This window comes from Streptomyces sp. NPDC001714 (assembly GCF_042892755.1).
In the GTDB taxonomy this organism is placed as follows: domain Bacteria; phylum Actinomycetota; class Actinomycetes; order Streptomycetales; family Streptomycetaceae; genus Streptomyces.
In genome coordinates this window covers 1-18,903 of sequence record NZ_JBIAUL010000005.1, presented here as the reverse complement: position 1 = coordinate 18,903, position 18,903 = coordinate 1, and the positions used below count along the sequence as shown (strand labels likewise).

General features: G+C 70.4%; 25 protein-coding genes and 1 rRNA gene. 20 read left to right on the top strand and 6 right to left on the bottom strand.

Annotated features, from left to right (window positions below):
* Position 1 precedes the first annotated feature (1 nt).
* From mtrA to ACFY0P_RS14365, 4 genes are all read right to left on the bottom strand, one after another.
* Positions 2-691 (bottom strand): two-component system response regulator MtrA, encoded by a 690-nt coding sequence (mtrA, locus tag ACFY0P_RS14380; protein WP_015659998.1) that lies wholly within the window; start codon positions 689-691, stop codon positions 2-4.
* Between the two features lie 198 nt (positions 692-889).
* Positions 890-1,432 carry a hypothetical protein gene (locus ACFY0P_RS14375; RefSeq protein WP_388911552.1) on the bottom strand — a complete coding sequence of 181 codons (543 nt, stop codon included), beginning with the start codon at positions 1,430-1,432 and terminating at the stop codon, positions 890-892.
* A gap of 486 nt (positions 1,433-1,918) precedes the next feature.
* Positions 1,919-3,154, bottom strand: a complete 1,236-nt coding sequence (locus ACFY0P_RS14370; RefSeq protein WP_388911549.1) for a helix-turn-helix domain-containing protein — start codon at positions 3,152-3,154, stop codon at positions 1,919-1,921.
* A complete protein-coding gene (locus ACFY0P_RS14365) occupies positions 3,151-3,471 on the bottom strand; it encodes a putative quinol monooxygenase (RefSeq protein WP_388911546.1) in 321 nt (106 codons plus the stop codon). The genes ACFY0P_RS14370 and ACFY0P_RS14365 overlap by 4 nt, the downstream gene beginning before the upstream one ends.
* A gap of 191 nt (positions 3,472-3,662) precedes the next feature.
* Between ACFY0P_RS14365 and ACFY0P_RS14360 the strand changes: the two genes are divergently transcribed.
* The 15 genes from ACFY0P_RS14360 to xerC all read left to right on the top strand — a co-directional run bounded on the left by ACFY0P_RS14360 (position 3,663) and on the right by xerC (position 11,487).
* Positions 3,663-3,992 (top strand): hypothetical protein, encoded by a 330-nt coding sequence (locus tag ACFY0P_RS14360; RefSeq protein ID WP_351957808.1) that lies wholly within the window; start codon positions 3,663-3,665, stop codon positions 3,990-3,992.
* A 2-nt stretch (positions 3,993-3,994) separates the two neighbouring features.
* Entirely contained in the window at positions 3,995-5,341 is a 1,347-nt protein-coding gene (locus tag ACFY0P_RS14355; RefSeq protein WP_388911543.1) for an FtsK/SpoIIIE domain-containing protein, read from the top strand.
* Positions 5,342-5,422: 81 nt separating this feature from the next.
* The gene (locus ACFY0P_RS14350) at positions 5,423-5,644 is read left to right on the top strand and encodes a hypothetical protein (protein ID WP_388911540.1); all 222 of its coding nucleotides are present in this window, start codon (positions 5,423-5,425) and stop codon (positions 5,642-5,644) included.
* A 1-nt stretch (position 5,645) separates the two neighbouring features.
* Positions 5,646-5,822: a hypothetical protein gene (locus ACFY0P_RS14345; protein WP_388911537.1), complete on the top strand. Its 177-nt coding sequence runs from the start codon at positions 5,646-5,648 to the stop codon at positions 5,820-5,822.
* A 40-nt stretch (positions 5,823-5,862) separates the two neighbouring features.
* On the top strand, positions 5,863-6,501 hold the full coding sequence (locus ACFY0P_RS14340; protein ID WP_388911535.1) for a DUF2637 domain-containing protein: 639 nt from the start codon (positions 5,863-5,865) through the stop codon (positions 6,499-6,501).
* 18 nt (positions 6,502-6,519) lie between these two features.
* Entirely contained in the window at positions 6,520-6,699 is a 180-nt protein-coding gene (locus ACFY0P_RS14335; protein ID WP_388911533.1) for a hypothetical protein, read from the top strand.
* A 1-nt stretch (position 6,700) separates the two neighbouring features.
* Entirely contained in the window at positions 6,701-6,883 is a 183-nt protein-coding gene (locus ACFY0P_RS14330; RefSeq protein WP_351957803.1) for a mobile element transfer protein, read from the top strand.
* Between the two features lie 20 nt (positions 6,884-6,903).
* On the top strand, positions 6,904-7,221 hold the full coding sequence (locus ACFY0P_RS14325; protein WP_388911531.1) for a hypothetical protein: 318 nt from the start codon (positions 6,904-6,906) through the stop codon (positions 7,219-7,221).
* Between the two features lie 5 nt (positions 7,222-7,226).
* Positions 7,227-7,463, top strand: a complete 237-nt coding sequence (locus ACFY0P_RS14320) for a hypothetical protein (RefSeq protein ID WP_388911529.1) — start codon at positions 7,227-7,229, stop codon at positions 7,461-7,463.
* Between the two features lie 93 nt (positions 7,464-7,556).
* Complete coding sequence (locus tag ACFY0P_RS14315; RefSeq protein ID WP_388911527.1) at positions 7,557-7,739, top strand: hypothetical protein; 183 nt, start codon at positions 7,557-7,559, stop codon at positions 7,737-7,739.
* Positions 7,739-7,984 (top strand): hypothetical protein, encoded by a 246-nt coding sequence (locus ACFY0P_RS14310; RefSeq protein ID WP_388911525.1) that lies wholly within the window; start codon positions 7,739-7,741, stop codon positions 7,982-7,984. Before ACFY0P_RS14315 ends, ACFY0P_RS14310 begins: the two co-directional genes overlap by 1 nt.
* On the top strand, positions 7,981-8,676 hold the full coding sequence (locus ACFY0P_RS14305; RefSeq protein WP_388911523.1) for a DNA methylase: 696 nt from the start codon (positions 7,981-7,983) through the stop codon (positions 8,674-8,676). The genes ACFY0P_RS14310 and ACFY0P_RS14305 overlap by 4 nt, the downstream gene beginning before the upstream one ends.
* A complete protein-coding gene (gene repSA, locus ACFY0P_RS14300; protein ID WP_388911521.1) occupies positions 8,673-10,097 on the top strand; it encodes a replication initiator protein RepSA in 1,425 nt (474 codons plus the stop codon). The genes ACFY0P_RS14305 and repSA overlap by 4 nt, the downstream gene beginning before the upstream one ends.
* Positions 10,094-10,282, top strand: coding sequence for a helix-turn-helix transcriptional regulator (locus ACFY0P_RS14295; RefSeq protein ID WP_388911519.1), 189 nt, complete (start codon positions 10,094-10,096; stop codon positions 10,280-10,282). Before repSA ends, ACFY0P_RS14295 begins: the two co-directional genes overlap by 4 nt.
* Positions 10,282-11,487, top strand: coding sequence for a tyrosine recombinase XerC (gene xerC / locus ACFY0P_RS14290; RefSeq protein ID WP_388911517.1), 1,206 nt, complete (start codon positions 10,282-10,284; stop codon positions 11,485-11,487). The genes ACFY0P_RS14295 and xerC overlap by 1 nt, the downstream gene beginning before the upstream one ends.
* Positions 11,488-11,578: 91 nt before the next feature.
* On the opposite strand, the gene mtnA is transcribed toward xerC, so the two are convergent.
* The gene (gene mtnA / locus ACFY0P_RS14285) at positions 11,579-12,718 is read right to left on the bottom strand and encodes an S-methyl-5-thioribose-1-phosphate isomerase (RefSeq protein ID WP_388911514.1); all 1,140 of its coding nucleotides are present in this window, start codon (positions 12,716-12,718) and stop codon (positions 11,579-11,581) included.
* Positions 12,719-12,858: 140 nt separating this feature from the next.
* Here mtnA and ACFY0P_RS14280 point away from each other — a divergent pair, with 140 nt between their 5' ends.
* Genes ACFY0P_RS14280 through ACFY0P_RS14260 form a run of 5 tightly spaced genes read left to right on the top strand, consistent with a single transcriptional unit; the run spans position 12,859 to position 18,520 of the window.
* Positions 12,859-14,229, top strand: coding sequence for a hypothetical protein (locus tag ACFY0P_RS14280; RefSeq protein WP_388911511.1), 1,371 nt, complete (start codon positions 12,859-12,861; stop codon positions 14,227-14,229).
* Positions 14,230-14,263: 34 nt separating this feature from the next.
* Positions 14,264-15,025, top strand: coding sequence for a DUF4129 domain-containing protein (locus ACFY0P_RS14275; protein WP_388911508.1), 762 nt, complete (start codon positions 14,264-14,266; stop codon positions 15,023-15,025).
* On the top strand, positions 15,022-16,221 hold the full coding sequence (locus tag ACFY0P_RS14270) for a DUF4350 domain-containing protein (RefSeq protein ID WP_388911505.1): 1,200 nt from the start codon (positions 15,022-15,024) through the stop codon (positions 16,219-16,221). Before ACFY0P_RS14275 ends, ACFY0P_RS14270 begins: the two co-directional genes overlap by 4 nt.
* Positions 16,221-17,210 carry a MoxR family ATPase gene (locus ACFY0P_RS14265; protein ID WP_351501493.1) on the top strand — a complete coding sequence of 330 codons (990 nt, stop codon included), beginning with the start codon at positions 16,221-16,223 and terminating at the stop codon, positions 17,208-17,210. The genes ACFY0P_RS14270 and ACFY0P_RS14265 overlap by 1 nt, the downstream gene beginning before the upstream one ends.
* Entirely contained in the window at positions 17,210-18,520 is a 1,311-nt protein-coding gene (locus ACFY0P_RS14260; protein WP_388911502.1) for a DUF58 domain-containing protein, read from the top strand. The genes ACFY0P_RS14265 and ACFY0P_RS14260 overlap by 1 nt, the downstream gene beginning before the upstream one ends.
* Before the next feature lie 106 nt (positions 18,521-18,626).
* Here ACFY0P_RS14260 and rrf read toward each other — a convergent pair.
* Positions 18,627-18,743 (bottom strand): 5S ribosomal RNA (rrf, locus tag ACFY0P_RS14255).
* Positions 18,744-18,903 lie beyond the last annotated feature (160 nt).

Sequence of the window (18,903 nt, the reverse complement as noted above, 5' to 3'; positions counted from 1 at the left end):
GTCAGCTCGGTCCCGCCTTGTATCCGACACCACGGACGGTCACCACGATCTCCGGACGCTCCGGGTCCTTCTCGACCTTGGAGCGCAGCCGCTGGACGTGAACATTGACGAGGCGGGTGTCCGCCGCGTGCCGGTAGCCCCAGACCTGCTCCAGGAGCACCTCACGCGTGAACACCTGCCACGGCTTGCGGGCGAGCGCGACCAGCAGGTCGAACTCCAGCGGGGTCAGCGCGATCGACTGCCCGTCCCGCTTCACCGAGTGCCCGGCCACGTCGATGACCAGGTCACCTATGGCGAGTTGCTCCGGCGCCGGCTCCTCCGACCTCCGCAGCCGGGCCCGGATCCGGGCGACCAGCTCCTTCGGTTTGAACGGCTTCACGATGTAGTCGTCCGCACCCGACTCCAGGCCCACGACCACGTCGACGGTGTCGCTCTTCGCCGTGAGCATCACGATCGGCACCCCGGACTCCGCCCTGATCAGACGGCACACCTCGATACCGTCCCGACCGGGCAGCATCAGGTCCAGGAGCACCAGGTCGGGCTTGGTCTCACGGAAAGCGGCCAGCGCCTTGTCGCCGTCGGCTACGAAAGACGGCTCAAAACCTTCACCACGCAGCACGATGCCGAGCATCTCGGCAAGTGCGGTGTCGTCGTCGACGACAAGGACTCGTCCCTTCATAAACGACATCATCCCATTCTCATAACAGTGAAGGTTACGCAGGTGACCAGGCTCACCGGCCAGTGACCATAGTCGCTGGAGACCGTCACTGTCTGCCCCCGTCCGTCGGCGTTGATGTCAGTGACGGATGTCAGCTCGCCCGACTGTGTGGCGGCCTGGCGGTGGCGGGTAGAGCGCTCTGCGTGCGCGTTCCCTCGTCCAGGCAGCTCCTCAGTTCGGAGTCGCGGCCTCGGACTCGTCGCCGATCGTGCCGGCCTTGCGCACCGTGATCGAGCCCACTCTGATTTGCTCCATGTACCACGTGGTCACCTTGGAGCGCACCTCATCCAGTCCGTGAATCAGGTCCGCAAGATCGTCCAAAGAAAGAGGCGCAAAGGTCGGCACCTGCTTGCCACGCGTGAAGCGCATCGTCTGCCACGCCCCGGGCTCGTCAGGGCTTGAGGCGTCAACCGACCACGCACCGTGCACGTAGCCGTGCCGCCGATCGAAGAGGCGTGCGCACTCGGTCAGTGTCACCTGTAGCTCCGTAAGGCGATCGGGAGAGACGCCTGGGTGTTCCTTGGTGACATCACGGATGAGCTTGATCAGGGTGCCGCTGTTCTGGCCGTTGATCCAGTGGGCCGCATACGGCGTCTCCACAAGGAACCTGGCGAGCAGTTGGAGGAGTAGCTCCAGCTGGGCTGCTGTGGACACCATTTGCCCCAACAGCTCGTATATCGCTCGTGGGTGGTGCTCGCTCTGGCCGCTCGTCATCCTTGCATCTTGCTCGTGAGTGACCGCGCGCGCTGAGGTTTTCCTCAGCCCACCACTCACCCCGGCTCCCATCCCGTCTGCCGTCGGCCCACACACCGTGGAGCGGGCGTGGTTCATGGCGTCCAGGTGGAGCGCGCCACTGTACGAACGACCTGGACGCCATGGGCCGCGTCTGCTCGGCTCTGCCTGGGGCGATGGCAGGCGGGATGGGAGCACCCCACGCACGCCACTGCTCGCCGGCACCCGCGAACGGCGCCCCCCGCCATCTCGGAGCCTGAGCGCCCCCGCCGGAGGCTGTTCTGATGGTGGCTGCGTCTCTGCGGTGATCGACTCATGTCCCGGCGTTGGCCACGTGGGCGCGCGTCGGCGCAGCGCGGGCGGAGCGGGCCGAAGGCAGGAGCGGCGCCCGGAGCGGAGCCGGGAGCGCGCCCGGCGGAGCGGAGCGCAGCCGGCTTGATGAGGTAGAGAAACCTGTAACAAGATCCGCTAGCCAACCGCGCTTCGCTCGGCCAGGCCGCGCAGGGACTCAGGAACACGAGGCTCGGAGAGCTGCACCAAGTCGCGGATGACCTCGCGCGCCAAGTGGTGATCGTGGATCTGCTCGGGTGCCAAGGCCTCGGATTCCAAGAGTGCGGCTGTGGCCTCGCCGACGTGTCGCCGCTGCGCGTGCGCTCGCGCCACGTCAAGAAGGAAACGTGACTGCCGCTCAGGTGAAAGACCTGATGCGTCAACCCGATGAGCCACGTCCAGGGCGAGCCCCGCGTCCCCCAACTCCACCGCTGTGCTCACCGCGTGAATCTCGACGTTCGTTGGTCCGAACTCGGTGTCGAAGTCGTTGCGATCCCCACCCAACCGCGCTGCGATCGCTCGCGCTTGGTCGATGTGCTCGTGGGTTCCGCTCCGGTTACCTTCCCTCGCGTTGATCACGGCGAGAACCAGGTTCATGGCCCCCAACAACGACAGCTCTTCAGGCGGGCACGCGGGAGCCTCCGCCCGGGGCGCCATGACGGCCACGGCGGACTTGGCCGCTTGTTCGGCCTGGTCCATGTGCTGCTGCCGCATGAAGGCGTGCGCCATGCGGAACAGGCTCGCGACCACCTCCAGGGGTTGCCCCGCAAGCTCGGCTGCCTGTAGCGCTCGATCCGCCGCGACCCATGCCGCGTCGGCCTGGTCCTGCCGGGTGAAGCTGGCCGCTGCGGCTTGGTACGCCTTCGCGCGGAGGGCGTGAAGTTCGGCACGGTCCCCCGCCGGCGCGTGGCGCACCGCCGTTTCGATGCTCGGGAGCAACCGGGCAAGGTGATCGCTGAGCGCTCCGTAGCTCGACGCGTGAGTAAGCGTCCATGCCTCGTCCACCAGTCGGCGGAAGTCGGCAAGAGTGGGGATCGGTCCGGTCGGCGACTGCTCAAAGAGGCTGCCCAGAGCTGGGTGTCCAGTGAGGGCTACGCGGAGTCCGTCAAGGTCGTTGCTCTGGGGAGTCCCCTCTGGCTCGGCTTCCTCGGCTGGTGCGGCGTCCGGGCGTAGCTCGCGTACGGGCACGTTCAGCGCATCGGCGAGGGCCTGAAGAATCGACAGCCGTTCAACCGGTTGCACGCCTCTCTCGACCTGCGAGACCCAACTCTCTGAGCGGGTCATGGCGGTAGCAAGGTCGCTCTGCGACATGCCAGCGGCGCGGCGCAGCTCCTTGACTCGCTGACCTAGGGCCTTGGTATCGGAGCCTGTCACGCCTCAGCTCCGGTGGGGTACTTGCCGGCGTACGGCTCAAGCCGGTCAACCTCGGTCTTCTCGACGTACTTGCTGCGCTCGGCGAGGAAGCGGCGCGTGTGCGGTTGACGCTCGTGCTCCTCGAATGCGGCGTGGTCTGAGTACAACTCAAAGAAGATCCGCTCGTTCGGTGCGCCCTCGACCTCGTGGCAGGCGTAGACAAGCGTGCCCGGCTCGTGCGCCCTGATCCCCGCTGCGGTCTCCCGAATCAGCGCGTCGAAGGCCTCGCCTGCGCCCTCGCGAAGAGTGAAGCGAACAAAGAGCCCAAAGTTTGCCATTTCTCCTCCTACTCGTCGCACTCAGTCTCGCAGAGGCAGACTTCTACTGCTAGTCGCAGATTTTCTGTTGACTCGCAGTTTTTCTGCGGGTAGCTTCGTTGGTGTCAGGACACAAAGGCGCCCCGGGCTACGTGCCATCCGCCAAGATCACAACGCAGCCCGGGGCTCATCCCACTAGGGGAGACTCCATAATGCCGTCCTTCAAGATCGACCTTTCAACCGCTGTGGTGTTCGTGGCGACGGCGCCGGAACCCAAGATGGTCAACAAGAAGACCGGTGAGCGGGCCGTGGACCGGGAGACCAACGCGAGCCTGTCGACCGTGGGTCTGCTGGTCTCGGACGAGGGTGAGGGCAACCTCTACCAGGTGACCGTCCCGGAGACCGGTCTTCCCGAGGGGCTGGCGCCGGGCATGCCGGTGCGGGTCGTCGGCCTGAAGGCCCGTGACTGGGAGAACACGTTCAACGGCGAGAAGCGACACGGCATCTCGTTCCGCGCCGTCGCGATCACGACCGGGGTCTGACCATGACCGACGTCACGCCCTTGCTCGAACTCGGTGGCTTAGCCGCCGGGGCCGGCGGGATCGGCTACGCGAAGGTCCGCGCTCCCCGCGTGTACTGGTCGCTGGTCGGTCTGCCGGTCACCTGGGGCCGGTTTACCTGGACCTACCGGGACACCATGGAGGTGTGCGGGCTGACGGTGAAGCCGTCCGGCTTCCGCGCCTTCGTCCGCCGCAACCTGGCCCGTGCCGAAGTCCGGCCCGCGCCCCCGAAGGTCCGCCGGGTCCGCGGGACGTCGACCGGTCTCCTGGTCACCCTCCGCCTTCCCGCCGGCCTGGAGCCCGCCGACATCGCCGCAGCGACCGAGCGCCTGCGCCACGCCTGGGGCGTGCACTCAGTCACCGTGGCGGAGACCAAGCCCGGCTACGTCGAGCTGCGCATGACCGGCTACGACGTCCTGCGCCGGGTCCGGATGCCCCGCGCGGCCAAGCCCCGTGACCTGGTCGTCCCGGTCGCGCTACGGGAGGACGGCACGGTCTTCGAGCGGAACTACCGGCAGCAGCCCATGGCCCTGACCCTGGGCGCAAACCAGTCCGGCAAGTCCATGTTCCAGCGCAACCTCATCAAGGGCCTGGCCCAGCTCCCGGTCGGGCTGGTCGGGATCGACTGCAAGCGCGGTGTCGAGCAGTCCCGCTACGCCCCGCGCCTGTCCGCCCTGGCCACCGACCGGCAGACCGCCGGCCGCCTGGTCGACGCGCTGGTGCAGGAGATGGAAGACCGCTTCGACCTGCTCGCCCTCTACGGCGTCTCCGACCTGTGGGAACTCCCCGACGACGTCCGGCCCGTGCCGCTGGTCGTGCTCATCGACGAGGTGGCGGAACTGTTCCTGGTGACCTCCAAGAAGGAGGAAGCCGACCGCGACCACACCGTCATGCAACTGGTGCGCCTCGGGCAGATGGCCCGTGCGATCGGCATCTACCTGGAGGTGTGCGGGCAGCGCTTCGGCTCCGACCTCGGCCGCGGTGCCACCGCCCTACGCGCCCAGCTCACCGGACGCGTGGTCCACCGCGTCAACGACAAACAGACCGCGGAGATGGGCCTGGGCGACGTCGCCCCCGACGCCGTGGTCTCCGTGACCGGCATCCGGGCCGATCGTCCCGGGGTCGCGGTGGCCGGCGACGCCTCCGGCTACTGGTCCCGCATCCGCACCCCCGAGGTCACCCCGGACCAAGCGAAGGCGGTCTGCCGCCAGTTCGCGCACCTGACCCCGAACCTGCCGTTCCTGGCCCCGTTCCGCCCGGTCGGCCAGATGGTGATCCCGCCGATGCCCAGTGAGCCGCCGCTGGTGGAAGTCCTGCCGGTCGGCGAGTAATCCCCGCGTAACTCCGGTCGGCGCGACCGCTTCGCGCCAGGTCCCTACCCGCGCCATGCCGAAAACCGGAAGGGAACACCCATGACCCCCGACCAGGAACGCGAGCACCGCCGGGCCGTCATCGCCGATGACGTCAACCGGCTGGGCTACCTGTTCAAGGCCTTCGTGGAGCACGTGAACGGCCACCCCGAGCGGGATGCCTTCACGCTCGTGATGGCCGGAGCGCTGGCCGCTGAGTTCTCCCTGGCCGACGCCGGCGCCTACCCGCCGCCCGGTCACGGCTACCCCCGCCTGGACGCCTGACATGGCCGCGCCGAAGACCACCCCGCCCCCGGAGCCGAAACCCGCTGAGTGCTCGGTCTGCCACGGCTCCGGGGAGGTCTCCCGCACGGTCCAGGTCGGCCGCAAACAGCGTGTGGTCGGCCAGCAAACGGGCCTGTGCCTCAACTGCCTCGGCTCCGGCGACGCCCCCACCGAATAGTCCCCTGACCTGCTCCAACGCCCTGAAGGAGGTGAAGACATTGAAGCTCTCGATCCGACCGGACGCCGTGCTGGTCCAAGCCGTGATCGCGGGTGCGTTGTCCTTCGCCCACCTGCACGACCTCGCCCAAGCCGCCGGGCAGACCGGATGGAAGGCCTGGGCCTACCCGATCAGTGTTGACCTGCTGCTGGTCGCCGCATGGCGCCGGCTGCGGGCGCAGCGCTCCCGGCTGGCCTGGTGCTGGTTCGTGGTCGCTCTGGTCGCGTCCCTCGGCGCCAACATCGCCACGGCCGGCTTCCTCGACATGGAACACCCGCCCGCCCTGCTCCGCCTCGGCGTCGCCGGCTGGCCCGCCCTGGCCTTCCTCGGCGGCACCCTCCTCGCCCACCAGCACACCGACCCCGACCCGGAGCCCGCTCCCGAGCCGGAGCCGCGTCCGGTGGTCGCGGTCGACCGCCCCGAGGCACCCGAACCGGCCCCGGAGGTCGCCGAGCCTGAGCCTGTCCCGGCGCTGCCGAAGGCCGCTCCGAGCGTGCCTCCGGCTCTGATCGACCACGCCCGGAAGGTCGCCACCGACCACCGCGCCCGCACCGGGGCCGAGATCGACGCGGCCACCCTGCGCGCCCGGCTCGGTGTCCCGGAGGACCTGGCCGGCGCCATCGTCGCCCAACTCGCCTGACAGACAAGGAGAAACCGTATGCGTCCGTCCATCCGGTCGGCCCTGGAACAGGCCGCCGAACTCACCCGGAACAACCGCCTGGTCGACGGCTTCGCTCTCGGGGAGGCCGCGATCAACCGGGCCACCGACGAGGAACAGCCCGAGGTACGGCAGTGGCTCGCCGACCACACCGACGACTTCACCGGACAGGAGGGCTGAGATGCGCCCGAACCGCTTCTACGACGTGATCCGCATCGGGCCGGTCAAGGTCGCCACCTTCAACAACGGCCGTGGCCAGACCAAGCACATCGCCGCCTGCACCGCCCCCAAGTGCGGCGTCTCGAACGAGTACTTCGACCGAGCGGCCGCCGAACTCGCCGCCCGCACCCACACCTGCCACTGACCCCGAAGGGAGATCCGCTGATGTTCACCCCGAAGTACCCCACCCCCGACACCGCCCCGACCCCGGTACCCGCCACACCGCAGCCCGCCGCCCCGGCGCCCGTCGTCCCGACGGTCCCGGCCCCGGTCGCCCCCGCGGCGCCGGCCCCGGTCCCGGCCCGGCCGACCGTTCAGCTCACCGCCGGCAGCACGCTCGCCCTCGTCGGCGGCGGCACGGCCGTGGTCCTGGTCGTCGGCGCGGTCCTGGTCTCCATGCTCCTCGCCGTCGCCATCACCGCCGTCTCCGTGGCCGTGTGCGCGGTCGTCCTGAAGTCCATGCTCAACCAGCAGGGGAAGTGATGGTCATGGGCCTGTTCAGCCGCAAGAGCCAGCCGGAACCCGCCCGTGACGAGCGCATGAGCGAGCTGGGCCGTGACTACGCCATCGCCCGCCGCCACAACGACCGCAAGGCCATGAACCGGATCATGCGCGAGATCGGCACCGACAAGGACGTCACCGACCTGAGCGACTTCCGCGCCGGCCAGGAGTCCTACGACTCCATCCCGCCCGTCCCGCGCCGCCGCAACACCCGCCGCAAGTAACGGCCCCCGGAGCGGCCTCTACCGCCAAGTATCCGCCGCTCCGGGCGCCTGCACCCATTCCTGATCCAACGGACCCGAAAGGGAAGCCCCATCATGCCCCGGAACACCCCGAACCCGCGCCCCTGCCGCGACTGCGACGGCTTCCCCGTCGTCGCCATCACCACCGGCACCCGCAACCCGGACGGCACCCGCACCACCCTCACCGTCACCTGCCGGGCCTGCCACGGCACCGGTACCACCACCCCCGCGCCGGTGCTCGTCCGGGTCGGGAGGTGATGGCCGTGTCCGACCTGACCCCGACCCCGGACCGTCCCGGCCTGCACGTCTCCGCCGAACCGATCTACCGCAAGCACGACGACCCCGCCCGCTGGTGGACCACCACCGTCACCGCCCCCACCGGCTCCTACACCTGCGGAACCTGCGGTGAGTCCGACACCGCCCGCGGCGCCTCCCGCGTCCGCGCCCTGGTCCAGGACTGGACCGACAACCACGGCCCCGCCCACCGGGGCGGTCGCCGATGAACACCGTGCGTCGGGTCCTGGACCTGTTCTCCTGCGCTGGCGGGGCCGGCAAGGGCTACGCGGACGCCGGATTCGCGGTCGACGGCTGCGACATCGCCGACCGGCCGAACTACCCCTTCCCCTACCACCGGGGCGACGCCCTCGATTACCTCGCCCGCCTGATCACCACCGGCGAGATCGAGCGCTACACCCTCGTGCACGCCTCTCCGCCCTGCCAGGCCAAGGCCGCGCTCACCGTGGGAACCAACCACTCCCAGGGCTGGGGCGGCGCCCACGAAGACCTCGTGGCACCTACCCGCACGCTCCTCGACGCTTCCGGCCTGCCGTATGTGATCGAGCAGCCCAACGGCAAGGCGGAGATCCGCAAGGACCTGACCCTGTGCGGCGAGATGTTCGGGCTCGGCGTGCTGCGCCACCGCAACTTCGAACTCGGCGGCTGGGGTGTCCTCCGGCCGGCTCACCCCCGGCATCGGGGCTATGTCCGCGGCTGGCGCCACGGCGTCTACCGCGACGGCCCGTATGTGGCCGCGTACGGCGAGGGCGGCGGCAAGGCCACCGTTGCCGAGATGCAGGCCGCGATGGGGATCACGTGGATCGACGTCCACGAGGAACTCACCGAAGCAATCCCGCCCGCCTACACCCGATGGATCGGCCACGCCTTCCTGACCGCACGCCAGGAGGTCTTCGCGTGACCGACACCGCCACCATGGCGGGCCTGGACCCGGCCACCCTCACCGATCTACTGAGGCTGGCCGGGTCCCCCGGCTTCGACCGCATCCAGGACCAGATCCGCCGTACCGGCGGCTGCTCCGACCCCATCCACCTGCAAGGTTCCACCGTCACCCGCGACCGTGCGACCGGCCAGGTCCTGCACCGGTACGACACCGACAACGAGCCGGGTGGCCGGCTGCGGATCGCGTGCGGCAACCGCCGCGCCTCCCGCTGCCCCGCCTGCGCCTGGACCTACGCCGGAGACACCTACCACCTCATCCGCGCCGGCCTCGTCGGCGACCCCGCCAAAGGCACCCCCTCCACCATCCGCGACCACCCCCGCGTCTTCGCCACCCTCACCGCCCCGTCTTTCGGCCCGGTCCACAACCGGCCCGGCACCCGGCCCTGCCGCTGCGGCACCCGGCACGGCGAGGACGCGCCCGAACTCGGCACCCCCCTCGACCCCGACGGCTACGACTACGCGGGCGCCGTGCTGTGGAACAACCACGCCTCCGACCTGTGGCGGTACTTCACGATCTACCTGCGCCGCGAGATCGCCCGCCGCGCCGGCCTCACCCAGAAAGCCGCCCACGAACAGTCCCGCGTCGCCTTCGGCAAGGTCGCCGAGTACCAGAAGCGCGGTGCCGTCCACTTTCACGCCGTGATCCGCTTCGACGGACCCGAAGGACCCGACTCCCCGCCCCCGGCCTGGGCCACCCTCGACCTGCTCACCGACGCGATCCACGCCGCCGCCAGCCGCGCACAGGTCGACGTCAAGCCCGCCTGTCACCAGCCCGCCCCCGACCAACCGGCCCACACCCAACCCGCCCGCACCCTGACGTGGGGCGCCCAGGTCGACGTACGCCCGATCCGCGCCTTCGGCGAGGGCGAAGACATCACGGAAGCTGCGGTGGCCTCCTACGTCGCCAAGTACGCCACCAAGGCAGCCGAGACCACCGGTACCGTCGACCGCCGGATCGGCAACAAAGAAGCGCTGACCCTGCTTGGCGTTCCGGACCACCCGCGCCGGCTGATCGAAGCCTGCCTTGATCTGCACGCGCTCTACCCGGACCGCAAGCTCCGGGACTGGGCCCACATGCTCGGCTTCCGCGGCCACTTCTCCACCAAGTCCCGCCGCTACTCGACCACCCTGGGCGCCCTGCGACAGGTCCGCGCCGACTACCGCGCGCAGCAGCAACGCCGCTCCCTCGGCCTGCCCGACCCCGACGACGACACCGAGACCACCACGCTCATGCTCGCCCACTGGGCCTACGCCGGCCACGGCCATACCCCCGGCGAATCCTGGCTCGCCGCCAACATCCGCCAGGAGATCCAGCTCAACCGCGAGACCGCCCGCGAGGAACTACCTGCCCTGCTCGAACTGGAAGGAGCCGCTACATGACCACCCCTACTCCCGTGCTGCTGATGGTCCCCGAGGTCATGACGCGGCTCAAGTACAGCCGCTCCAAGGTCTATGACCTGATCCGCACGAAGCGGCTCGCGTCGATCAAAGAGGGCCGGTGCCGGCGGATTCCCGAGAGCGCGGTTCAGGACTACATCCGCGCGGGTCTTGAGGAGACTGCCTGATGCCTCAGCGCAAGCGGAACCCGAACGGTTCGGGCACGGTCACAAAGCGCTCCGACGGGCGGTACCAGGCAGCGGTGTACGTCCCTCAGCCGGACGGCACTGTCAAGCGGAAGTACGCATACGGCAAGACCTACGACGAGTGCGACGCGAAGCGCCGGGAGATGATCGAGCGGGCCCAGGGCGGCATTCCGACACCGACTCGGGACATGACCTTGGGACAGTGGTTCGACTACTGGCTTGAGGTCGTGGTGAAGCCGAACCTGAAGCCGCTGAGCTACCGGACGTACGAGCAAGGGGTGCGCTACTACCTCCGTCCGCGTCTGGGCTCCAAGGTCATGGCGAAGCTGGGCGTCAAGGAACTGCGCGGGGTCATACAGCGGCTTGCAGAGGAGAAGGGAGCCAAGACCGCTCGACAGGCCCTCCGGGTCCTCTCGGCGGCGCTCACGGCCGCGATGGTGGAAGACATCGGGCTGACCCGGAACGTGGCCAAGCTCGTGCACGTCCGTGCGACCACCGACAGCGGTAAGAGCTGGGACGCGGTGACGGTGCTCCGATTCCTGGCTGCGGCTCGCCGGCTGACCGTCTACTACCCGGCGTTCCTGCTGCTGTGCCTGCTCGGTCTCCGGCGGGCTGAGGTGTGCGGGCTGCGGTGGGAGAACATCGATCTCGACAACCGGGTCATCTGGGTCGAGCAGCAACGGCAGCGATCGAGCGCCGGCACGATCGACCTGGAGCTGAAGACCGACACGTCGAAGGCGCCGTTGCCGCTGCCGGCTCAGTGCATCGCGCCCCTGCGCTGGACCCGGATGCGCACGGCCATGCTTCGTGAGCGCGCGCTGAGCATGGGGCGCCCGTGGTTCGAAGATCCGGACGGGCACGTGTTCATCTCACGGACGGGACACCCGCTCCTGGCCTCGAACCTCTACCTGACCATGCAGCGCGTGATCAAGGATGAGGGACTCGGCAAGATGAACCCGAAGGGGCTGCGGAAGTCCTGCGGCACACTCCTGGTGCACCTCAAGGTCCACCCCCGGATCGTGAAGGCGATTCTCCGGCACAGCCGGATCGCCACCACGATGGACATCTACGCTGAAGCCCTGGACCCGGACGTGATCGCGGCGGTGGGCCAGCTCGACCACCTGCTTCGGCAGCCGGCCCGAATTCGGGAGTTGGGAGCCGATCGGTCCGACTTCGACACTCGTTGATGTAGCTGTTGGATGTCACGGCCCCTTGGCCTGCGAATCGTCGCAGGTGGAGGGGCCGTTTCCGTCGGGCGAGCCGACATCATCCCATTAGCTAAATCGTTACCTGGCGTGACCTGGCACACAGCTCGGCAAGAGCCTCAGCCGTCACGGGAGAAACAGCGCCTTCTTCGGTGACGATCGCCGTCACCAACTCGGGTGGCGTCACGTCGAACGCCGGGTTGTACGCCTGGGTCCCCAGGGGCGCCACCGGAATCCCGCCTCCCGCTCCCGTCACCGGCACCTGCGGTGCTGTGACCTCGGTCACCTCGTATCCGGGGCGCTGTTCGACCTCGATGGAAGCCCCGTCCGGTGTCTCCGGATCCACCGTCGTCAACGGCGCCACCACGATGAACGGCACATGGTGGTACCGCGCGAGCACCGCGAGCGGATAGCTCCCCACCTTGTTCGCCACCGATCCGTCGGCCGCGATCCGGTCCGCCCCGATCAGCACCGCGTCCACCTCCCCCGCCGCGAACAGCGAACCGGCCGCGTTGTCGGTGAGCAAGGTGTACGCCATGCCGCTGCGAGCCGCCTCGTATGCCGTCAGGCGAGCACCTTGCAGCAACGGACGCGTTTCGTCCACCCAGAGCCGCCGCAGCCGCCCCGCCCGGTGCGCCTTGAGGGCCACCGCGAACGCCGTGCCCTCCCCTCCCGAGACCAGCGATCCGCTGTTGCAGTGGGTGAGGATCCGGTGCCCTCCGCCGGGCAGCAGTTCCTCCAGCAGCGCCAGCCCGTGCTCGGCCATCCGGGCGCTGGCCTCGGCATCCTCCCGGTGCAGCGCCCGCGCCGCCCCCAGCGCCGCCACGGCCGCGGCCCCGCTGTCACCGCTCTCGGCCAGGGCGGACCGGTACGCCGACGCGGCCCTGTGCACCCCGACGGAAAGATTCACGGCCGTGGGCCGGGCGCCCGACAGCGCCACCGCGGCCTCCTCCACGTCGAAGCCCCGCGCGGCGGCGAGCGCCACGCCGTACGCCCCCGCTATCCCGAGCAACGGCGCCCCGCGCACCGCGAGCGAGCGGATCGCCTCGACCAGCGCCGACGCGTCCGTGCACACCAGCTCGACCTCCTCCGCCGGCAGTCTGGTCTGGTCGAGAAGGACCACCACCGGACCTTCGGGCGGCTCCTCCCATCGGATCACTGGCATTCCCGTCGGCCGCTTGTCCTCGCCGGTTTGCGCGTACTGATCAGCCATGGGCTCAGTCTGCCCCGTATCCGTCGGACAATTGAAGGTGCGCAGCCTCTACCGCGGCCGGTCACTGGGCGCCCACCCCATGGCACGATGGCAGCCAACCTGCCACCGCGCTCGCGGACGGGCACCGTGAAGGAGCTTCGATGAACGACACTCCGGGCTGGGCCTCGCCCGGATCCGCCCCGTCCGACGGGCGGGAACCCGGCGCGTCCGCCCCCGCCGACCGCCCCGTTCCCGCAGGGCCTGTCGAACAGCCCGCCGATCAGCCGGGTACGGATCCACAGGGCTCCGGCTCGCAGTGGTCCAAGGAACAGCCGCCGCCCGGCCAGTGGTCCGCGCCTACCGGCACCCCGGCACCAGGCCAGGCACCGCCGCCCCCACCCCCCGGCCCCGGCTGGGGCGGCCGGCCCCCCGGCGGCGGTTACGGGGGGCCCGCAGGCTACGGCGGAGGCCCCGGCGGATACGGGCCGCCCGGCGGATACGGAGCCTGGGGCGGCGGCTGGGGCGGCCCCCCGCCCGCCGCCAAGCCCGGCGTGATCCCGCTCCGTCCGCTCGGCGTCGGCGAGATCCTCGACGGCGCCGTCTCCACCATGCGCACCTACTGGCGCACGGTCCTCGGCATCTCGCTGACGATCGCCGTCATCACCGAGGTCGCGGTGATCCTCCTCCAGGGCCTCGTCCTGAACGACGCCGAGACCACCGACGCCCTCAAGGACCCGAGCGCCTCCCTCACCGAGATCAGCCGCGCCGCCGGCGAGGTCGTGCTCAGCTCGGGTGCCGTCCTGCTGATCACCCTGGTCGGCACCATCATCGCGACAGCCCTGCTGACGACCGTCACCAGCCGCGCCGTACTCGGCAAGTCCGTGACCATCGGCGAGGCCTGGCGCGACGCCCGCCCGCAGGTCCTCAAGCTGTTCGGCCTCATCCTCCTGACCGGGCTCATCGCGGTCGGCGTCCTGCTCGTCGGCGCACTGCCCGGCATCGTCGTCGCGATCGCCGGCGGCCCGAGCGGCGCCATCGCCGCCCTGCTCATCCTCGGCATCCTCGCCGGCCTCGTCGTCACCGTGTGGCTGATGGTCCGCTTCTCGCTGGCCTCGCCCGCCCTGATGCTGGAGAAGCAGGGCATCACCAAGTCGCTGGGCCGCTCCACCAAACTCGTCCGCGGCTCCTGGTGGCGGGTCTTCGGCATCCAGTTCCTCGCCTCGATCATCGCCAACATCGTCTCGTCGCTGGCCGTGGTCCCCTTCACCCTGATCGGGGCCTACGCCGGCGGCCACGGACTGAACGGCTTCCTCGAGAGCACCAACGACAACTACGGCTGGACGTTCCTCGTCATCAGCGGCATCGGCTCGGTGATCGGCTCCATGCTCACCTTCCCGATCAACGCGGGCGTCACCGTGCTGCTCTACATCGACCAGCGCATCCGCCGCGAGGCCCTCGACCTCGAACTGGCCCGCGCCGCGGGTGTCGAGAACTACGGCGCCGGCACCCCCGGCACCGTCCCGGGGAGCTGATGCGGTGAGCCCGACGGGGGGAGTCCTCACAGCGGTGCCCGCAGCCCTGCCGCGCGCCGCCGACGAGGCCGTACGAGGCCTGCTGCGGGCCCAGGACACCGTGCTGCTGTCGCTGGGCTCGGACGGCCAACCGCCCGTGACCACTCCGCGCGACCCCGCGCGGGAGGCGGCACGGCATGAACTGTCCAAGCGGATGTACCACGAGAACGACCCGGGGCTGTTCCAGCGGGCCCTGAACGCCGTCCTGGACTGGGTCGACCGCCTGCTCTCCGCCGCCGCCTCCGCGACGCCCGGAGGCGCACTGGGCCTGGTCGTCGTGGTCCTGGCCGTCATCGCCGTCCTGGCCGCCCTGTGGTGGCGCCTGGGCGCCCCCCGCCGCCAGCCCGTCTCCGCCGCCGCCCTCTTCGACGACCGCCCCCGCAGCGCCGCCGAACACCGCGCGGCCGCCGAGGCACACGCCGCACAAGGCCACTGGAACCAGGCCCTCCAGGAACGCATGCGCGCCGTCGTCCGCGCCCTGGAGGAACGCGCCCTGCTCGACGTCCGTCCCGGCCGCACCGCCGACGAGGCCGCCGCCGAAGCCGGCCGCGCCCTGCCCGCCCACACCGACCGGCTGCGCGCCGCCGCCCGGGAGTTCGACGACGTGACGTACGGCGGCCGCAGGGCGACCCAGGCGTCGTACGACCGCGTCGCCGACCTCGACCGCGACCTGGAACGCACCAAGCCGATCCTGGCCGGCAGCGCCATCAGCACCCCCAGCACGGCCCACAACACCCGCCAGGGAGCCGCCGAATGACCACCGGCGTGGCCACCCTCCCGACCACCTCCACCGCGCCCACCAACCGCCAGGTGTGGACCCGCACCAGGGGCATCGTCCTCGCCGTGGTGCTCGTCCTCGCCGGGGCCGTCGCCATCGCCGTCATCCGCTCCGACAACAGGCACGGCGACCTCGACCCACGCTCCGCCGACCAATACGGCAGCCGCGCCGTCGCCGAGCTCCTCGCCGACCGAGGCGTGGACACGCGCGTGGTCACCACTCTCACCGAGGCGCGCGCCGCGGCCGGCCGCGACACCACCCTTCTCGTCGCCCTCCCGGACCTGCTGACGCCGCACCAGCAGTCCCTGCTGCAGGCGTCGACGGCCCGGTCGGGCGGCCGCACCGTCCTGGTCGCCGCCGGCAGCACGTCGGTCGAACGGCTCGCCCCCGGCGTCACCGCCGACCCCGCCAACAGCGTCGGGTCCACGCTCGACCCCCACTGCACGCTGGCCGCGGCCCGGCGGGCGGGCAGCGCCGACACCGGTGGCATCCGCTACACCACCACCCACCTCGACGCCGACTCCTGCTACCCCAGCCAGCGCCTGGCCACGCTCCTCCGCATCCCCGCGGCCTCCGGAGGCGGTGACACCGTCGTCCTCGGGGCGCCCGACATCCTGCTCAACGACCGCCTCGACGAGCAGGGCAACGCCTCGCTCGCCCTCCAGCTCCTCGGCTCCCGCCCCCATCTGGTCTGGTACCTCCCCTCGCTCGCCGACTCCACGGCCACCGGCACCGGCGACCAGAAATCCTTGTTCGACCTGCTGCCCTCCGGCTGGCTCTGGGGCACGCTCCAGCTCTTCATCGCCGCAGCCCTCGCCGCCTTCTGGCGGGCACGCCGGCTCGGCCCCCTGGTACCCGAGAAACTCCCCGTGGCGATCCGGGCCTCCGAGACCGTCGAAGGCCGCGCCCGCCTCTACCGCAAGGCCAGCGCCCGCGACCGCGCGGCCGCCGCTCTTCGCGCCACCGCCCGCACTCGTCTCGCCCCCCTCGTAGGCGTCCCCGTCTCCCAGGCGCACGCGCCCGAGGCCCTGCTCCCCGCCCTCTCCGCCCACCTGCACGGCGACGGACAGACCCTGCATGCCCTGCTCTTCGGACCGCCGCCCGGCGACGACGCGGCCCTCATCGCCCTCACCGATCAACTCGACGCCCTCGAAAGAGAGGTACGCCGTCCATGATGGACCCGACCACTGACAACGCCGGGAACACCGGGAACCCGGCCGACGCCCGGGCCTCCCTGGAGGCCCTGCGCGCGGAGATCGCCAAAGCCGTGGTCGGCCAGGACCCCGCCGTGACCGGCCTCGTCGTCGCTCTTCTCTGCCGCGGACACGTTCTCCTTGAAGGAGTCCCCGGAGTCGCCAAAACGTTGCTCGTCCGCGCCCTCGCGTCCGCGCTCGAACTGGAGACCAAACGCGTCCAGTTCACTCCCGACCTCATGCCGAGCGACGTCACGGGCTCACTCGTCTACGACACCCGCACCGCCGAATTCTCCTTCCAGCCCGGCCCGGTCTTCACCAACCTCCTCCTCGCGGACGAGATCAACCGCACCCCGCCCAAGACCCAGTCGTCGCTCCTCGAAGCCATGGAGGAACGCCAGGTCACCGTCGACGGCATCCCGCGCCTGCTCCCCGATCCGTTCCTGGTCGCCGCGACCCAGAACCCCGTCGAGTACGAGGGCACCTACCCCCTCCCCGAAGCCCAGCTCGACCGCTTCCTCCTCAAACTGACGATCCCTCTGCCCTCACGCCAGGACGAGATCGACGTCCTCACCCGCCACGCCGAGGGCTTCAACCCGCGCGACCTGCGCGCCGCCGGCGTACGCCCCGTCGCAGGCCCCGCGGACCTCGAAGCCGCCCGCGCAGCGGTCGCCAAGACGACCGTCTCCCCCGAGATCACCGCCTACGTGGTCGACATCTGCCGCGCCACCCGGGAGTCGCCGTCCCTCACCCTCGGCGTCTCCCCGCGCGGCGCCACCGCCCTCCTGGCCACCTCACGCGCCTGGGCCTGGCTGACCGGCCGCGACTACGTCATCCCCGACGACGTCAAGGCCCTCGCCCTGCCCACGCTCCGCCACCGCGTCCAACTCCGCCCCGAGGCCGAGATGGAGGGCGTGACCGCCGACTCCGTCATCAACGCGATCCTCGCCCACGTCCCGGTCCCCCGCTGATGCCCCTCACCGGACGCGCCGCCCTCGTCGCGGCCATCGGATCGATCCCCATCGGCATCTGGGGACCCAGCTGGACGGGCATCCTCGCCGTCGACGGCCCACTGGCTCTGGCCTGTGCCTGCGACTTCGCTCTGGCGGCTCCGGTACGACGCCTCGTGCTGACCCGCGCAGGCGACACGTCCGCCCGCCTGGGCGAGACCGCGGACGTCACCCTGACGGTCACCAACCCGTCCGGGCGCCCTCTGCGGGCCCGCCTCAGGGACGGCTGGCCACCGAGCAGCTGGCAGCCCGGCACCGAGGTCGAGGCCTCACGCCACCGCCTGACCGTCCCTCCGGGCGAACGCCGACGCGTCACGACCCGCCTGCGCCCCACACGCCGCGGCGACCGCCAGGCGGACCGCGTCACGATCCGCTCCTACGGCCCCCTCGGCCTGTTCTCCCGCCAGGGCGGCCACAAGGTGCCCTGGACCGTACGGGTTCTGCCCCCCTTCACCAGCCGCAAGCATCTGCCGTCGAAACTCGCCCGACTGCGTGAACTCGACGGCCGCACCAGCGTCCTGACCCGCGGTGAGGGCACGGAATTCGACAGCCTGCGCGAGTACGTGCCCGGAGACGACACCCGCTCCATCGACTGGCGGGCCACAGCACGGCAGTCGGCGGTCGCGGTACGCACCTGGCGCCCCGAACGCGACCGGCACATCCTGCTGGTGCTGGACACCGGACGCACCTCCGCCGGCCGAGTCGGCGACGCCCCGCGCCTGGACGCCTCCATGGACGCGGCACTCCTCCTCGCGGCCCTCGCGTCGCGAGCGGGCGACCGGGTGGATCTCCTCGCCTACGACCGCCGGGTCCGCGCTCTCGTCCAGGGCCGCGCCGCGGGCGATGTGCTCCCCTCTCTGGTCAGTGCCATGGCCACGCTGGAGCCCGAGCTCGTCGAAACGGACGCCCGCGGCCTCACCGCCACCGCGCTCCGGACGGCTCCACGGCGGTCCCTGGTCGTCCTGCTCACGACGCTCGACACCGCTCCGGTCGAGCAGGGTCTGCTTCCCGTGCTCTCTCAACTGACCCAACGGCACACGGTTCTGCTCGCTTCGGTGGCCGATCCCCGGATCGCCCGCATGGCGACGGGTCGTGGAAACGCCGACGCGGTGTACGAGGCAGCGGCGGCCGCGCAGGCCCAGAGCGAACGGCATCGGACCGCAGAACAACTCCGTCGGCACGGTGTGACGGTTGTGGACGCGACGCCTGATGATCTCGCGCCTGCGTTGGCGGATGCGTATCTGGCCTTGAAGGCGGCGGGCCGACTCTGATTCTCGGACGACAGGGGCTGCAGGCCGGCCTCTGTCGATTTCACTCCAAGCCCCCAAACGCAAAAGAGCCCCACACCGTGAGGTGTGGGGCTCTTTCTCAATATTTGTTCGGCGGTGTCCTACTCTCCCACAGGGTCCCCCCTGCAGTACCATCGGCGCTGTGAGGCTTAGCTTCCGGGTTCGGAATGTAACCGGGCGTTTCCCTCACGCTATGACCACCGAAACACTATGAAACAGACAACCGAGCCACGCTCTGTGGAACGTGGGGCTGTTCGTGGTTTCAGAACTAACACAGTGGACGCGAGCAACTGAGGACAAGCCCTCGGCCTATTAGTACCGGTCACCTCCACCAGTTACCTGGCTTCCAGATCCGGCCTATCAAC

Coding starts and splice junctions, on each gene's coding strand:
- mtrA (WP_015659998.1), bottom strand. CDS start 691: ATGATGTCGTTTATGAAGGGACGAGTCCTTGTCGTCGACGACGACACC.
- ACFY0P_RS14375 (WP_388911552.1), bottom strand. CDS start 1,432: ATGACGAGCGGCCAGAGCGAGCACCACCCACGAGCGATATACGAGCTG.
- ACFY0P_RS14365 (WP_388911546.1), bottom strand. CDS start 3,471: ATGGCAAACTTTGGGCTCTTTGTTCGCTTCACTCTTCGCGAGGGCGCA.
- ACFY0P_RS14360 (WP_351957808.1), top strand. CDS start 3,663: ATGCCGTCCTTCAAGATCGACCTTTCAACCGCTGTGGTGTTCGTGGCG.
- ACFY0P_RS14355 (WP_388911543.1), top strand. CDS start 3,995: ATGACCGACGTCACGCCCTTGCTCGAACTCGGTGGCTTAGCCGCCGGG.
- ACFY0P_RS14350 (WP_388911540.1), top strand. CDS start 5,423: ATGACCCCCGACCAGGAACGCGAGCACCGCCGGGCCGTCATCGCCGAT.
- ACFY0P_RS14345 (WP_388911537.1), top strand. CDS start 5,646: ATGGCCGCGCCGAAGACCACCCCGCCCCCGGAGCCGAAACCCGCTGAG.
- ACFY0P_RS14335 (WP_388911533.1), top strand. CDS start 6,520: ATGCGTCCGTCCATCCGGTCGGCCCTGGAACAGGCCGCCGAACTCACC.
- ACFY0P_RS14330 (WP_351957803.1), top strand. CDS start 6,701: ATGCGCCCGAACCGCTTCTACGACGTGATCCGCATCGGGCCGGTCAAG.
- ACFY0P_RS14325 (WP_388911531.1), top strand. CDS start 6,904: ATGTTCACCCCGAAGTACCCCACCCCCGACACCGCCCCGACCCCGGTA.
- ACFY0P_RS14320 (WP_388911529.1), top strand. CDS start 7,227: ATGGGCCTGTTCAGCCGCAAGAGCCAGCCGGAACCCGCCCGTGACGAG.
- ACFY0P_RS14315 (WP_388911527.1), top strand. CDS start 7,557: ATGCCCCGGAACACCCCGAACCCGCGCCCCTGCCGCGACTGCGACGGC.
- ACFY0P_RS14310 (WP_388911525.1), top strand. CDS start 7,739: ATGGCCGTGTCCGACCTGACCCCGACCCCGGACCGTCCCGGCCTGCAC.
- ACFY0P_RS14305 (WP_388911523.1), top strand. CDS start 7,981: ATGAACACCGTGCGTCGGGTCCTGGACCTGTTCTCCTGCGCTGGCGGG.
- ACFY0P_RS14295 (WP_388911519.1), top strand. CDS start 10,094: ATGACCACCCCTACTCCCGTGCTGCTGATGGTCCCCGAGGTCATGACG.
- xerC (WP_388911517.1), top strand. CDS start 10,282: ATGCCTCAGCGCAAGCGGAACCCGAACGGTTCGGGCACGGTCACAAAG.
- mtnA (WP_388911514.1), bottom strand. CDS start 12,718: ATGGCTGATCAGTACGCGCAAACCGGCGAGGACAAGCGGCCGACGGGA.
- ACFY0P_RS14280 (WP_388911511.1), top strand. CDS start 12,859: ATGAACGACACTCCGGGCTGGGCCTCGCCCGGATCCGCCCCGTCCGAC.
- ACFY0P_RS14270 (WP_388911505.1), top strand. CDS start 15,022: ATGACCACCGGCGTGGCCACCCTCCCGACCACCTCCACCGCGCCCACC.
- ACFY0P_RS14265 (WP_351501493.1), top strand. CDS start 16,221: ATGGACCCGACCACTGACAACGCCGGGAACACCGGGAACCCGGCCGAC.
- ACFY0P_RS14260 (WP_388911502.1), top strand. CDS start 17,210: ATGCCCCTCACCGGACGCGCCGCCCTCGTCGCGGCCATCGGATCGATC.